Origin of the sequence: Pseudarthrobacter sp. NPDC092424 (assembly GCF_044754925.1) — a bacterium.
GTDB lineage: Bacteria > Actinomycetota > Actinomycetes > Actinomycetales > Micrococcaceae > Arthrobacter.
Genome location: NZ_JBIVQC010000001.1, coordinates 520,977 through 534,302, shown reverse-complemented (window position 1 = coordinate 534,302; position 13,326 = coordinate 520,977). Strand labels below are relative to the sequence as shown.

Here is a 13,326-nt window from a genome sequence, read left to right as displayed (position 1 = left end):
CGTCAGATTGCGGCTACCCCGCGTTCGCCGGTCCGTACCCGGACGGCCTCAAAAACGTCCATCGTCCAGACCTTGCCGTCGCCGGCGCGGCCCGTGTTGGAGCTGGCGATGATAACGTCCAGGATGTCGTCCGCCTGCTCGTCCGTAGCCAGGACCTCCACCCGGATCTTGGGCAGCAGGTCAACGTTGTACTCGGCTCCGCGGTATACCTCCGTGTAGCCGCGCTGCCGGCCGTAGCCGCTGGCTGCGCTGACCGTGAGGCCCTGGACCCCGTAGGATTCCAGCCCTTCCCGGATGGCTTCGAGTTTTTCCGGCCTGACGATGGCAGTAATCAGTTTCATGCCCCCACGCTTTCCTTGCCTGTTGCCGATTCTGTGTTCTGCGTCCCGGCTGCTGCCTGGTCCGACGTCTGGCTCTTGCCGGTCATCACGTCGTGCAGGGGCTGGAACGAGCCGCCGTGCCCGGATACACCGAACTCGTAGGCCGTTTCAGCATGCAGGCTGAGGTCCACGCCCACGCTTTCCTGTTCCTGGGAGACCCGGAAGCCCATGGTCTTGTGGATGGCCAGGGCAATGATGACCGTAAAGACGGCCGAGTAGGCGATGGCGATGCCTGCCGCTGCCAGCTGGGCCCACATCTGGGTCATGCCGCCGCCGTAGAAGAGGCCGCCGCCCGCGCCCTCCTCCGGCAGTGCGATGAAGCCAAGGGCTACGGTGCCGATGATGCCCGAGACCAGGTGCACACCCACCACGTCCAGCGAGTCATCGAAGCCCCAGCGGAACTTCAGGCCCACGGCCAGGGCGGAGGCAACGCCTGCCACGATGCCCAGTCCCAGGGCGCCCACCGGGCTGACGTTGGCGCAGGCCGGGGTGATGGCCACCAGGCCGGCAACCACGCCGGATGCTGCGCCGAGGGAGGTGGGGTGGCCGTCGCGGATGCGCTCGGTGACGAGCCAGCCGATCATGGCCGCTGCTGGCGCTGCCAGGGTGTTGACCCAGATCAGGCCGCCCTGCTCAGCGGAGGACGCGAGGCCGCCGTTGAAGCCGAACCAGCCGAACCAAAGCATGGCGGCCCCGAGCATCACGAAGGGAATGTTGTGGGGACGGTGGTTCGGGTCCTTGCCGAAGCCTTTGCGGTTGCCGATGATCAGCACGAGGATCAGGGCCGCGACACCAGCGTTGATGTGCACCACGGTACCGCCGGCGAAGTCGATGGCGGGGCCCAGTGCCTGGCCGATGGCGCCGTCCTCACCAAAGAGGCCGCCGCCCCACACCATGTAGGCCAGCGGGCAGTAGACCAGCGTGACCCACACAGGCACGAAGACGGACCAGGCGCCGAACTTGGCGCGGTCGGCAATGGCACCGCTGATAAGGGCAACGGTAATGATGGCAAACGTCGCGCCGTAACCCACCAGGATGAGGCCATCCGGTGAATCCGCGGAGTTGACGCCTTCGAGGCCGAAGCTGGCCAACGGGTTGCCCACCATCTGCAGGAAGCCGTCACCGCCTGTCATCGAGTAGCCCCACAGCACCCACACGACACTGACGATGCCGATGGAGATGAAGCTCATCATCATCATGTTCAGCGCTGCCTTGGCGCGCGTCATGCCGCCGTAGAAAAATGCGAGCCCTGGTGTCATCAGCAGCACGAGTGCCGCCGCCACCATCAGCCATACGTGACCCGGGGTAAGTTCCATGGTGCACGTCCTCCCTATGATCGATTCTGCGGAATACTCCGCCTGCCAACGCCGTTTTGCGTCCTGTATCGAGTCTGGGGTCGGCGTGTTTCGGCTGCCGCGGATTTATATTGCGGCCCTGTTACAACAACCTCCAGGAAGTAAATGGTGAATATCCGGCTTGTTACGGTGGTGTTTCATCCCTTTCGCCGGTCCCCGGCACTGTCCACGGCAAGGATTGCGGCATCATGACGGCAGAACCCCGCGAAAGCGGCACATCGTCCCGGTTCTTCACGCGGTTCCTGCCGCGGCCCGGGAAGTTCCCGCGGGACATCAAGGTGATGCTTGCCGCTGCGTTCCTGATCGCCCTGGGCTTCGGCCTGGTGGCCCCGGTTCTGCCGCAGTTCGCCACCACGTTCGGGGTGGGAAACACCGAGGCGTCCGTCATCGTGGCCATCTTCGCGTTCATGCGCCTGGTGTTCGCTCCGGCGGGCGGGGCGCTGATCGGCCGGCTGGGCGAACGTCCCGTATATGTTGCGGGGCTGCTCATCGTCGCGGCGTCCACGGCCGCCTGCGCTTTCGCCCAGGACTACTGGCAGCTGCTGCTGTTCCGTGGACTTGGCGGGGCCGGCTCCGTGATGTTCACGGTTGCCTCCATGGCACTGGTGGTACGGCTGGCGCCTCCGGAAAGCCGCGGGCGGGTCTCCGGCGCCTATGCCTCGGCGTTCCTGGTGGGCAACGTGTGCGGGCCCATCGTCGGGGGCCTGTTGGCAGGTTTCGGCCTGCGCGTCCCGTTCCTGGCCTACGCCGCGGCGTTGGTAGTGGCCGCGCTGGTGGTCCAGACGCAGCTGAGCCACCAGCGCAGGGGCGGCGGCCCGGGCGGGCAGCGCGCGCCGGAGCTGCCGTTCACTGAGGCGCTGGCGGCGGGCGCGTACCGGTCCGCGCTGGTGTCCAGCTTCGCCAACGGCTGGGCGACGTTCGGGGTGCGGATGGCCACGGTGCCGCTGTTTGCCGCTGCCGCGTTCGGCTCCGGGCCGGAGGCTGCCGGCCTGGCGCTGGCTGTGTTCGCCGCAGGGAATGCGTCCGCGCTGACGTTTTCCGGCCGCCTGGCAGACAGCCTTGGCCGCCGGCCCATGATGGTGTGGGGCCTTCTTGTGGCCGCCGCTGCCACCGCGGCGATCGGCGCCTCGGCGGACCTGGGCTGGTTCCTGGCCGCGTCCGCGCTGGCCGGTGTCGGTTCGGGCCTGTTCGGTCCGGCCCAGCAGGCCGCGGTTGCGGATGTGATCGGCAACGACCGCTCCGGCGGCAGGGTCCTGGCCGTCTACCAGATGGTGTCCGACGTCGGTGCGATCGTAGGGCCCATCCTGGCCGGCGTGCTCGCGGACCGGCTCGGCTATGGCTGGGCGTTCGGGGTGACCGGCGGGATCATGCTGGTGGCGGCCTGCAGCTGGCTCGGCACCCGGGAGACCCTGCGGCCGGCACGCTGACCGGCCGCAGGCTGGCTGTGCCCCCGGTTTTGCAGTACGGCTAGTTCAGCAGCGCGTCCACGAAGGCTTCGGCCTCGAACGGTGCGAGGTCGTCCGCGCCTTCACCCAGTCCAATGAGTTTGACGGGCACGCCGAGGCTCTTCTGGATGGCCACCACGATGCCGCCCTTGGCGGTGCCGTCCAGCTTGGTGAGGACGATGCCGGTGATGTTGACTACTTCGGAAAACACGCGGGCCTGGTTGAGGCCGTTCTGGCCGGTTGTGGCGTCCAGAACCAGCAGGACCTCGTCGACGTCCGCGAGTTTCTCCACGACGCGCTTGACCTTGCCCAGCTCGTCCATCAGGCCAACCTTGTTCTGGAGGCGGCCCGCGGTGTCGATCATGACCACGTCCACCTCCTGCTCGATGCCGGCCTTGACGGCCTCGTAGGCAACCGAGGCGGGGTCGGCGCCGTCGATATCCGACTTGACGGTGGGGACGCCCACGCGCTGGCCCCAGGTGGCCAGCTGTTCGGCGGCGGCGGCACGGAACGTGTCCGCGGCTCCCAGCAGGACGTCCTTGTCTTCGGCCACCAGGACGCGGGCCAGCTTGCCGACGGTGGTGGTCTTGCCCACCCCGTTGACGCCGACGACCATCATGACCGCGGGCTTGCCGTCCTGCCGCTCGATGTTGAGGCTGCGGTCCATGGTGGGGTCCACCAGCTTGACCAGCTCTTCGCGCAGGAGGGCCTTGACGTCCTCGGGCGTGCGCGTGCCCAGGACCTTGACGCGTTCACGGAGTGCATCCACCAGCTGCATCGTGGGTTCCGTGCCGAGGTCCGCCAGGAGAAGAGTTTCCTCCACTTCGTCCCAGACGCCCTCGTCGATCCGGTCGCTGGAGAGCAGCGCAAGCAGGCCCTTGCCCATGATGTTGTTGGACCGGACAAGCCGCTCCCGCAGGCGCATGAGGCGTCCGGCCACCGGCAGCGGGGTGTCTACGGGTATGGTTTCGAGCCCGGCGGCATCATCCGGGACCCCGGCGGTTTCCAGGCCCTCCAGATCCACACCGGCAGGCGCCGTCCGGTCCGCCACCGGCGCATCGGCAACCACGGTGCTGCCGCGGCGGGGGGTCTCCGGATCGTTGGCGTCGCGGGTTCCCGGGTACTGGTTGATGTTCCGGCGGGTCTTGAGCAGGACCGGAATCAGCCCGCCGACAACCACCAGGGCAGCAACAATGGACAGGATAATGGGAAGGATTTCATTCACTCCCCTAGCTTCTCACAGGGCAGCTACACGTCCGCGGTCGCCCGGTCCCCTGCCAGGCGCTGGCTGATCACGGTGGAAACGCCGTCCCCGCGCATGGTCACGCCATACAGTGCGTCCGCCACTTCCATGGTGCGCTTCTGGTGGGTGATGACGATCAGCTGGCTGGATTCGCGCAGTTCCTCGAAGATGGTGATGAGCCGGCCCAGGTTGGTATCGTCCAGGGCAGCTTCCACCTCGTCCATGACATAGAACGGGGACGGCCGCGCCTTGAAGATCGCCACCAGCAGCGCCACGGCCGTCAGCGAGCGTTCACCGCCCGAGAGCAGTGAGAGCCGCTTGATCTTCTTGCCGGCCGGGCGGGCTTCCACCTCGATGCCTGTGGCCAGCATGTCGTCCGGGTCGGTGAGGACCAGCCGGCCCTCACCGCCGGGGAACAGCCGTTCAAAGACCCGCACGAACTGGGCCTGGGTGTCCTCGAACGCTTCAGCGAACACCCGCTGCACGCGCTGGTCCACTTCCTTGATGATGTCCAGCAGGTCCTTGCGGCTGGCCTTCAGGTCCTCCAGCTGGGAGCTGAGGAACTGGTGCCGTTCCTCCAGGGCCGCGAATTCCTCCAGGGCCAGGGGGTTGACCTTGCCCAGGCTGGCCAGGTCCCGCTCCGCCCTGCGGAGCCGCTTCTCCTGCTCGGCACGCACGTAGGGTTTTCCCTCGACGATATCCTCGCCGGCCTCGTCCACAGGGGTGCGGAGGGCGGCCCATTTGTCCCCGGACTCCTCCGCCGGTAGGGGCACAGGGACGTGGGGCCCGAACTCTGCCACGAGCGCGTCCGGGGTAATCCCCAGTTCGTCGATGGCCCGGGTTTCCAGGGCCTCGATCCGAGCCCTTTGCTGGGCGCGGGCGAGTTCGTCGCGGTGGACAGTATCCGTCAGGTCCGCCAGCTCGCGGGCCAGGGCTTCGGTGGCCGAGCGCACCTCAGCGAGTTCCTTGTCCCGTCGTTCCCGGTTTTCCTCGGCGAGGTCCCGTTCGTGCCGCGCAAGGTCCACGGAAACGTCCAGGTACCGAAGGGAAAGGCCGACGGCGGCACCCACCGCAGCGGCCCGTCCCGCCTGCAGCCGGCGCCGGCGGGCCCGCTCCGCGGCTTCGGCCCGGGCACGCCGCTCGGTGACGGCGGCCCGTTCCAGCGAAGCGGCCCGGTTTCCCGTGGCGGACAGCTGTTCTTCGGCGCTGCGCAGCGCCAGGCGCGCCTCCATCTCGGCGGCACGGGCGGCCGACGCCGCCTGGGCGAGTTCGTCGCGGTGTGCGGTTGAAGGCTCCTCCTCCAGGGGCGCCTCCTGCGCTGCGGCAAGCCTCGCTGCCACAGCGGCGAGCGCTTCCTCCTCCGCGGCGACGTTGGCCTCGGCGCGGGCCAGGGACTGGGCCAGGCGGTCGCTTTCCCCCACAGCGCTGCGCAGGACGGAATTCAGGTGGCCCAGGCGTTCGGCTACGGCGGCGAGGCGGGCGTCGGACTCGTGCAGCCGCTCCATCGCGGCATCGGTCCGGTCCTGCGCGCCGGCCCGCCGCGCCTCTGCGGCGGCCAGTGCAAACCTGTTGCGCTCCAGAGTGGCGCTGACCTCCTGAAGGTCAGCTTCGGCGTCGTCCACGGCGGCCTGCACCTCAAGCAGCGACGGCCCCTTCGCGGAGCCGCCGGTGGCCGAGGCTGCCGTGAAGATGTCCCCGGCGCGGGTCACTGCCGTGATGCCGGGGTGGCGGGACACCAGCCCGGCGGCGGCTTCCAGTCCGTCAACGACGGCGGTGCGCGCCAGCAGGTGCCTGACCTGGTCGGCGAAGTGCCCGTCGCCGTCCACCACGTCCGCGGCCGGGACAGCACCTGCGGGGAGGCCCGGCAATGGCGGGCGGGGCTGTGCTTCCCCGTTTGGCGCCGGAGCCAGCAGCAGTGCCGCCCGGCCGGCGTCGTCCGCCTTGAGCAATCCGAGGAGTGCCACCGCGGTTTCCGGACTGTCCACCAGGACCGCCTCGGCGGCCTCGCCGAGGGCAGCTGCAACAGCGGCCTCATACCCGCTTTCCACCTCGATTGCGCCGGCGAGGCTGCCCCGGACGCCGGCGAGGCCCGACTGCAGGGCGTGGCTGGCCCCGTCCTTCCGTTCCAGTCCCAGCCTCAGTGCGTCCCGGCGCGCCACCAGGGCATCCCGGCGGCGGACCCCCTCGTTCACGTCCGCGGTGAGCGCGGCGATATCCTGCACCACGGCGTCCAGCGCTTCCGCTGCGGCCTCATACTCGGCGTCAAGGGACTCTTCGCCTTCTTCCACGCCGGCCACCTGGTTCTCCAGTGCGGAGAATTCGGCCTGGGCGCGCGCGCGGCGCTCCTGCCCGGCGGCCAGCGACTCGTGCAGCCTGCCGAGTTCCGCCTGTGCCGACTCCACCCGTGAACGGGCCGCGGCCACCTGGCCGGCCAGGCGGGCCATGCCTTCGCGGCGGTCTGCGGCCGCCCGCAGCTGCGAGGTGAGCCGCTTGTCCTCGGCCAGCGCGGCGCTTTCTGCCTGGGCCTTCACGGCCTCCGCCTGTTCGAGCGCCCGGCGGCGCTCCGCCGTGTCCCGTTCCAGCCCGGCGAGTTCTTCGCGGACGCGCGCGGCCTGGCGCTCCAGCTGATCGGGGTCCCGCCCGGATGCCGGTTCGGCATCCACGGCACCCAGGAGGCGGCTGCGCTCCTGTGCGAGCGAACCCAGGGACCGGAACCGCTCCCTGGCCGCGGTGAGCCGGTACCAGGTGTCCCGGGCCGCGTTCAGCCGCGGTGTGGCCTGCGCCGCCAACTGCTCCAGCCCGGCCTGTTCCCGGCGTCCGGCGGCCAGATCGTGTTCGACGGCGGCCCGCCGGGCCTTGAGCGCGGCCTCGTCCGCCACTTCCTGCTCCAGGACGGACTGCAGCTGGACCAGGTCGTCCGCCAACAGCCGGGCACGCGCGTCGCGCACGTCGAACTGTACGCGCTGGGCACGTCGGGCCACCTCGGCCTGCTTGCCCAGGGGCGTCAACTGGCGCCGGATCTCTCCGGTGAGGTCCGTGAGCCGCTGGAGGTTCGCCTGCATGGCCTCAAGCTTGCGGACCGTGCGTTCCTTGCGGCGGCGGTGCTTGAGGATTCCTGCCGCTTCTTCGATGAAGCCGCGGCGGTCCTCCGGTGTGGCGTGCAGGACCCGGTCCAGCTGTCCCTGTCCAACGATGACATGCATTTCCCGGCCCAGCCCTGAATCGGAGAGCAGTTCCTGGATGTCGAGCAGCCGGCAGCCGGACCCGTTGATGGCGTACTCCGAGCCGCCGGTCCGGAACAGCGTCCGTGAGATGGTCACCTCGCTGTACTCGATCGGCAGTGCACCGTCCGAGTTGTCGATGGTGAGCGAAACGTGGGCCCGTCCCAGCGGCGGGCGGCCGGAGGTGCCGGCGAAGATGACGTCCTCCATCTTGCCGCCGCGCAGGGTCTTGGCGCCCTGCTCGCCCATCACCCAGGCCAGGGCATCCACCACGTTGGACTTGCCGGAGCCGTTGGGGCCCACCACGGCGGTGACGCCGGGCTCAAAATCGAAGGTGGTGGCCGACGCGAAGGACTTGAATCCCCGGACGGTCAGGCTTTTGAGGTGCAAGGTGTTTCGGATCTCCTCGTGGTGTCAGCGGGTGCCGGGCTGACACCAAATCTAACCCGCCTGCCCTCCCTCCCGTGGGGTTTTCGTCCACTTAGAGGGCTTAAAACGCGTTCTTAAGGCGCCTGGGGACGAAATCCCGTGGGGCGGACGACGGCGGCGGGCCGGCTACCAGCGTCCGTTGCGAGGCCGCGGCTGGCAGACCGGGCACGTGTGTGACGAACGGTTCATGAACTGTTCGCGCCGGATGACGGCGTTGATCCCGGCGGCGGCACAGCGGGGGCATGCCTCGCCGCTCCGGCCATAGGCGTTCAGCGACCGCTCAAAGTAGCCTGAGGCGCCGTTGACGTTGACGTAGAGCGAATCGAAGCTGGTTCCGCCGGCGGACAGGGCGTCGACCATGACCTCCCGGGCCGCAGCGACCAGGCGTTCGGCGTCGGCCCGGCGCAGGGTGTCTGTGGGCCGCGCATAGTGCAGGCGCGCCCGCCACAAGGCCTCATCCGCGTAGATGTTCCCGATTCCGGACACCAGCCCCTGGTCAAGGAGGGCCCGCTTCAGGCCGGTCCTGCGCGCGCGGAGCCGCCGGTAGAAGAGGTCAAAGGAAAAGTGCGGGTCCAGCGGATCCCGGGCAATGTGGGCCGCCTCGGCCGCAATCAGCGGCAGCGGGCTTTCCGCTTCGCCGCCGGGGCCGCCGTCGTCCGTGGGAACCAGGTCGGTGACGAAGAGGCCCCCGAAGATCCGCTGGTCCACGAACCGCAGCTGGCCCGGCATGCCGGGCGCGGAACTGAGGCGCAGCCGGACCTTCAGGTGTTTTTCGTCCGGGACCCATGCGTCCTGCATGAGCAGCTGCCCGCTCATGCCCAGGTGCGCCATCAGGGCCACGTGCGGCAGGCTTCCTTCCGGAGTCTCCCCATCCGCGAGCGGAAGCCAGAGGAACTTTCCCCGGCGGACCACGTCGGTGACGGCGGCGCCTTCGAGATTGCCCGTAAAGTCCGCAGTACCCGCAGCGTGCCGCCGGATGGACCGCGGGTCCACCACGTCCACCGCTTCGATGGTGCGGCCGCGGACCCAGGTGGCCAGGCCGCGGCGGACCACTTCCACCTCAGGCAGTTCAGGCATGGCCGTTACTGTTTTGCGCCGGCGCCGTTGAGGGCACGCCAGGCGTCGGCGGCGGCTTCCTGCTCCGCTTCCTTCTTGGAGTGGCCGGAGCCCTTGCCGTACGCGGTACCGCCTACATGCAGCACGGCGGTGAAAGTGCGGGCATGGTCCGGCCCGGTGCCGTCCACGGCATAGTTGATGGTGCCCAGCTGCCGGCTCGCGGCCAGTTCCTGGATGCTGGTCTTCCAGTCCGTCCCTGCCCCCAGCGCAGCTGCATCCTTGAGCAGGGGCCCGATCAGCCGCATGACCAACTGGCGGGCGGTCTCGATGTCGTTGGAGACGTATGTGGCGCCGATCAGGGCTTCCATGGTGTCCGCCAGGATGGACGCCTTGTCCTTGCCGTGGGTCAGTTTCTCGCCCTGGCCCAGGTAGATGTATTCGCCGATGCCCAAGGTGCGGCCGATACCGGCGAGGGCACGGGTGCTGACCACGGCGGAACGGCGCTTGGCGAGCTCGCCCTCGGGCAGGTCCGGGTTGTCCCGGTACAGGGCATCGGTGACGGAGAAGCCCAGGATGGAGTCGCCCAGGAACTCAAGCCGTTCGTTGGTGGGGACGCCGCCGTTTTCGTAGGCGTAGGAACGGTGGGTGAGCGCAAGACGAAGCGTCCCGGCGTCAATAGAGACACCGAGACGCTTCAGAAGCTCTTCAGTTGAAGACATCGTGTCAGCCTGGCGGCCGATTAGACGTCCGCGACCTTGCGGCCCTTGTACTCAAGGAACAGCGCGGTGCCAGCCGAGTCGGTAACGACCTTTGCCTGGTGCGGCAGGCTGTAGGTGACCTGGCCGTTTTCAACGGTCTTCACCAGGTGGGGTGCGGTCGCCTTCCACTGCGAGCGGCGGGCGCGGGTATTCGAGCGAGACATTTTCCGCTTGGGAACAGCCACGGCTAACTCATTTCTCTCTAGACAAACACGTACAAATCAATTTTGCCGGTCAGGCTTAGCCATATCAGCTAGGGCAGCCCAGCGAGGGTCAAGGACCTCGTGGTGGTGCCCCGGCTCGTCTTCCAGGCGCGCTCCACATTCGGAGCAAAGGCCCTGGCAGTCTTCCCGGCACACCGGCTGGAACGGCAGCATGGTCACCACTGCGTCCCGCAACACCGGTTCAAGATCGATTACATCGTGCTCGACTCGACGTTGCTCTTCATCATCTTCTCCGTCCGAAAGCTCGACGCCTTCGTAGAAGAAAAGTTCTTGCACATTGACCTCAAGGTCATACGCAAGGGGATCCAGGCATCGGCCGCATTCACCGGTTACTTCGGCGAGCGCGGTTCCTGATACCAGAATTCCTTCGTGTACGGCCTCAAGCCTCAGGTCCAGCTCGATGTCCGAGCCTTCCTGAACGCCAATGAGCGCCACACCAAGATCACCTGGTGCGGGTACATGTTCCTTCAGTGTCCGCATGCTTCCCGGGCTGCGCCCGAGGTCCTTGACGTCGAACGCCAGGGGCGAACCTGCATCTCTTTTAATGAGAACTCCTGTTGAACATATGACCGACGTACCATCTTAGCCTGAAGAGCCGCGGGGACTCAAACCAGCAAACCGGCGGCGCCGAAGTACCGGTCAAGCCTACCCTCCCGGCCGCTGATCCGCGGCAGGCGCGCCAGCGGTCATCCGCCGCAGCACCGAGCGGGGCACGAAGTCCGAGATGTTCCCGCCCAGCGCCGCCACTTCCTTGATGAGGGTGGAGGACAGGTGCAGGTAGTGCGCCTCCGCGGGCAGGAAGACCGTCTCCACGCCGCTGAGCTGCCGGTTCATGGTGGCCATCGGCAGTTCGTAGTCGAAGTCCGAGGAGGATCTCAGCCCCTTGACGATCGCTGAGACTCCCCGCTGACGGCAATATTCGGCGAGCAGTCCGTCCCCGACGGGTTCCACCACGATGCCTTTGAGGGAAGCCAGCGTTTCCCTGGCCATCTCCAGGCGCTCGGGCTGGGTAAACCGGTACTTCTTTGCATGGTTCGTGGACACGGCAACGATGACTTCGTCAAACAGGCCTGCGGCCCGGGCGATGACCTCGAGATGGCCGTTATGGATGGGATCGAAGGATCCTGGGCACACCGCTCGTCTCATGCTCCGAACCTACCGCATGGAAACGCCGGGATACCATGGCTGGATGCATCCAGCAGCGGAACTTTCCCCTTCCACGGAGCCTGCTCCCTGGCAGCGCACGGCCCTCGGAGCGAACCTCCTGTCCCCGGGCGGCGGCCTGGGCGTCACCATCTTCGAAGAGATGACCACCCTTGCCGCAAAGACCGGTGCCATCAACCTGGGCCAAGGCTTTCCGGACGAGGACGGGCCGCTGGAAATCCGGGAAGCTGCCCGCGCTGCCATCGCCGCCGGCGCCAACCAGTACGCACCGGGCAAGGGCATCCTGGAACTGCGCGAAGCGGTGGCAGCACACCAGGAACGCTTCTACAACCTCACCCCGGATCCGCAGACTGAAGTGATTGTCACCACCGGGGCCACCGAAGGGATCGCGGCAACGCTGCTGGCTTTTTGCCGGCCGGGCGACGAGGTCCTGACGCTGGAGCCCTTCTACGATTCCTACGGCGCGGTGATCGGGCTCTCCGGCGCCACGCATGTGACCGCTCCCCTGTTGGCTCCGGACTTCATGCCTGACATGGCGGCGCTGGAGGCGGCCTTCAGCGAACGCACCCGGGTGGTCCTGCTGAACAACCCGCACAATCCCACGGGGGCCGTCTTCCCGCGACATGTGCTGCAGCGAGTAGTGGACCTCGCCGAACAGCACGGCAGCATCATCGTCACGGACGAGGTATACGAGCACCTCACCTTCGGCGCCACGCACATTCCGGTGGCCACCCTGCCCGGCGCGGCCGGGCGCACGCTCACCATTTCCTCCGCCGGCAAGACGTTCTCGCTCACCGGCTGGAAGATCGGCTGGCTGACCGGGCCGGAAGAACTCGTGGCGGCGGTCCGCACTGTTAAGCAGTTCCTTACATACAGCTCCGGCACGCCATTCCAGGCGGCAATCGCTGCGGGCCTGGCGCTGCCGGACGTGTTTTACGACGGCGTTGCGGCCGCATTGGCGCGTAAGCGGGACATCCTGGGCGAAGGGCTGAGGGCGGCCGGCTTCGATGTGTTTTCACCCCAGGGCACCTATTTCATCAACGTGGATACGGCCCCGCTGGGCATCAACGACTCGGTGGACCTGGCCCGCCGACTGCCCGCGCTGGTGGGCGTTGCCGCCATTCCGGTGCCGGTGTTCTGCCACGAGGACGGCGCCCGCCGCACCCGCAGCCTGCTCCGTTTCGCTTTCTGCAAGAAGGTGGAAGTGCTGGAGGAAGCCGCCGGGCGGCTCGCCGCCCTGGGCGGAAAGCTCTGATGCCGGCGGGGACGGATATTCCGGCATCGCGCTTCCTCCGGGGCGCCGGCCTGCATGCGTCCATCGAGGCTGACGCGTTCACGGAGGGGAGCTTCGTGCTGAGCATCGGCGGCGTGGAGCAGTCGCACGTGAACCTCGCGCAGCCGGCGGAGATCTTCTACGAGTACCTCCGCCGGATCGGCCATCTGGTGGACCTTGCGGCCCCGGCAGGAGCTCCGCTGCGTGTCCTGCACCTCGGGGCCGGCGCGCTGACCCTGGCCCGCTACATCCAGGCCACCCGGCCGGGCTCGGAACAGTACACGGTGGAACTCGAACGTGAGCTCCTGGACTTCGTGCTGCGGCACCTGCCCCTGCCGGAGGGAACCGTCCTGCACACCGTCACCGGAGATGCCCGTGCCGAACTGGCCGGCCTCGATCCGGAGCTCCGCTTCGACGTGGTCATCCTGGATATCTTCTCGGGGCCCGACGCCCCGGCGCACCTGGCCTGCGCGGACTTCTACCAGGAGGTACGGGCGCGGCTCACCACGGCCGGGATCCTGGTGGTCAATGTTGGCGACGAGCCGGGATTGACGCTCGTCCGGAGTCAGGTCGCCGCCATGCGCCGCGCCATGGGTGACGTGGCCGCGTTTGCCGAGGCAGGCATGTTCGAGGGGCGCTATCCGGGCAACATCATCCTGGCCGGAACGCAGTCCGTCTGGCCGGCAGAGTGGAGCGCCGCGCTGGCAGACCGCGGACCCCACCCGGCCCGGGTCCTTGCCGGGCCTGACCTGGACCCGCTGGACGGTTAAAGGGCGGG

The 13,326-nt window shown here is 68.0% G+C and carries 12 protein-coding genes; 3 read left to right on the top strand and 9 right to left on the bottom strand.

The annotated features are described in order from the left end of the window. Window positions 1–2: 2 nt before the first annotated feature. Window positions 3–341, bottom strand: a complete 339-nt coding sequence (locus ACIQCN_RS02500; RefSeq protein WP_050687078.1) for a P-II family nitrogen regulator — start codon at window positions 339–341, stop codon at window positions 3–5. Further along, a complete protein-coding gene (locus ACIQCN_RS02495; protein ID WP_400603389.1) occupies window positions 338–1,696 on the bottom strand; it encodes an ammonium transporter in 1,359 nt (452 codons plus the stop codon). The genes ACIQCN_RS02500 and ACIQCN_RS02495 overlap by 4 nt, the downstream gene beginning before the upstream one ends. A 227-nt stretch (window positions 1,697–1,923) precedes the next feature. On the opposite strand from ACIQCN_RS02495, the gene ACIQCN_RS02490 reads away from it, so the two are divergent. Further along, window positions 1,924–3,162 carry an MFS transporter gene (locus tag ACIQCN_RS02490; protein ID WP_400603388.1) on the top strand — a complete coding sequence of 413 codons (1,239 nt, stop codon included), beginning with the start codon at window positions 1,924–1,926 and terminating at the stop codon, window positions 3,160–3,162. A 40-nt stretch (window positions 3,163–3,202) separates the two neighbouring features. Here the strand turns inward: ACIQCN_RS02490 and ftsY are convergent, their stop codons facing one another. The 7 genes from ftsY to coaD form a co-directional block, all read right to left on the bottom strand. Beyond that, on the bottom strand, window positions 3,203–4,405 hold the full coding sequence (gene ftsY / locus ACIQCN_RS02485) for a signal recognition particle-docking protein FtsY (protein WP_400609255.1): 1,203 nt from the start codon (window positions 4,403–4,405) through the stop codon (window positions 3,203–3,205). Between the two features lie 23 nt (window positions 4,406–4,428). Then, the gene (gene smc, locus ACIQCN_RS02480) at window positions 4,429–8,034 is read right to left on the bottom strand and encodes a chromosome segregation protein SMC (RefSeq protein ID WP_400609253.1); all 3,606 of its coding nucleotides are present in this window, start codon (window positions 8,032–8,034) and stop codon (window positions 4,429–4,431) included. A 165-nt stretch (window positions 8,035–8,199) separates the two neighbouring features. Next, window positions 8,200–9,150, bottom strand: coding sequence for a bifunctional DNA-formamidopyrimidine glycosylase/DNA-(apurinic or apyrimidinic site) lyase (gene mutM, locus ACIQCN_RS02475; protein WP_400609251.1), 951 nt, complete (start codon window positions 9,148–9,150; stop codon window positions 8,200–8,202). Between the two features lie 5 nt (window positions 9,151–9,155). Continuing rightward, a complete protein-coding gene (gene rnc, locus ACIQCN_RS02470) occupies window positions 9,156–9,848 on the bottom strand; it encodes a ribonuclease III (RefSeq protein WP_400603384.1) in 693 nt (230 codons plus the stop codon). A gap of 20 nt (window positions 9,849–9,868) precedes the next feature. After that, complete coding sequence (gene rpmF / locus ACIQCN_RS02465) at window positions 9,869–10,072, bottom strand: 50S ribosomal protein L32 (RefSeq protein WP_009356569.1); 204 nt, start codon at window positions 10,070–10,072, stop codon at window positions 9,869–9,871. A 36-nt stretch (window positions 10,073–10,108) separates the two neighbouring features. Continuing rightward, window positions 10,109–10,633: a YceD family protein gene (locus ACIQCN_RS02460; RefSeq protein WP_400604267.1), complete on the bottom strand. Its 525-nt coding sequence runs from the start codon at window positions 10,631–10,633 to the stop codon at window positions 10,109–10,111. Window positions 10,634–10,756: 123 nt separating this feature from the next. Continuing rightward, window positions 10,757–11,257 carry a pantetheine-phosphate adenylyltransferase gene (gene coaD / locus ACIQCN_RS02455; protein ID WP_400603383.1) on the bottom strand — a complete coding sequence of 167 codons (501 nt, stop codon included), beginning with the start codon at window positions 11,255–11,257 and terminating at the stop codon, window positions 10,757–10,759. A gap of 43 nt (window positions 11,258–11,300) precedes the next feature. Between coaD and ACIQCN_RS02450 the strand changes: the two genes are divergently transcribed. Then, window positions 11,301–12,530, top strand: coding sequence for an aminotransferase class I/II-fold pyridoxal phosphate-dependent enzyme (locus tag ACIQCN_RS02450; protein WP_400603382.1), 1,230 nt, complete (start codon window positions 11,301–11,303; stop codon window positions 12,528–12,530). Continuing rightward, window positions 12,530–13,318, top strand: a complete 789-nt coding sequence (locus tag ACIQCN_RS02445) for a spermidine synthase (protein WP_400603381.1) — start codon at window positions 12,530–12,532, stop codon at window positions 13,316–13,318. Before ACIQCN_RS02450 ends, ACIQCN_RS02445 begins: the two co-directional genes overlap by 1 nt. The last annotated feature ends 8 nt before the right edge of the window (window positions 13,319–13,326 follow it).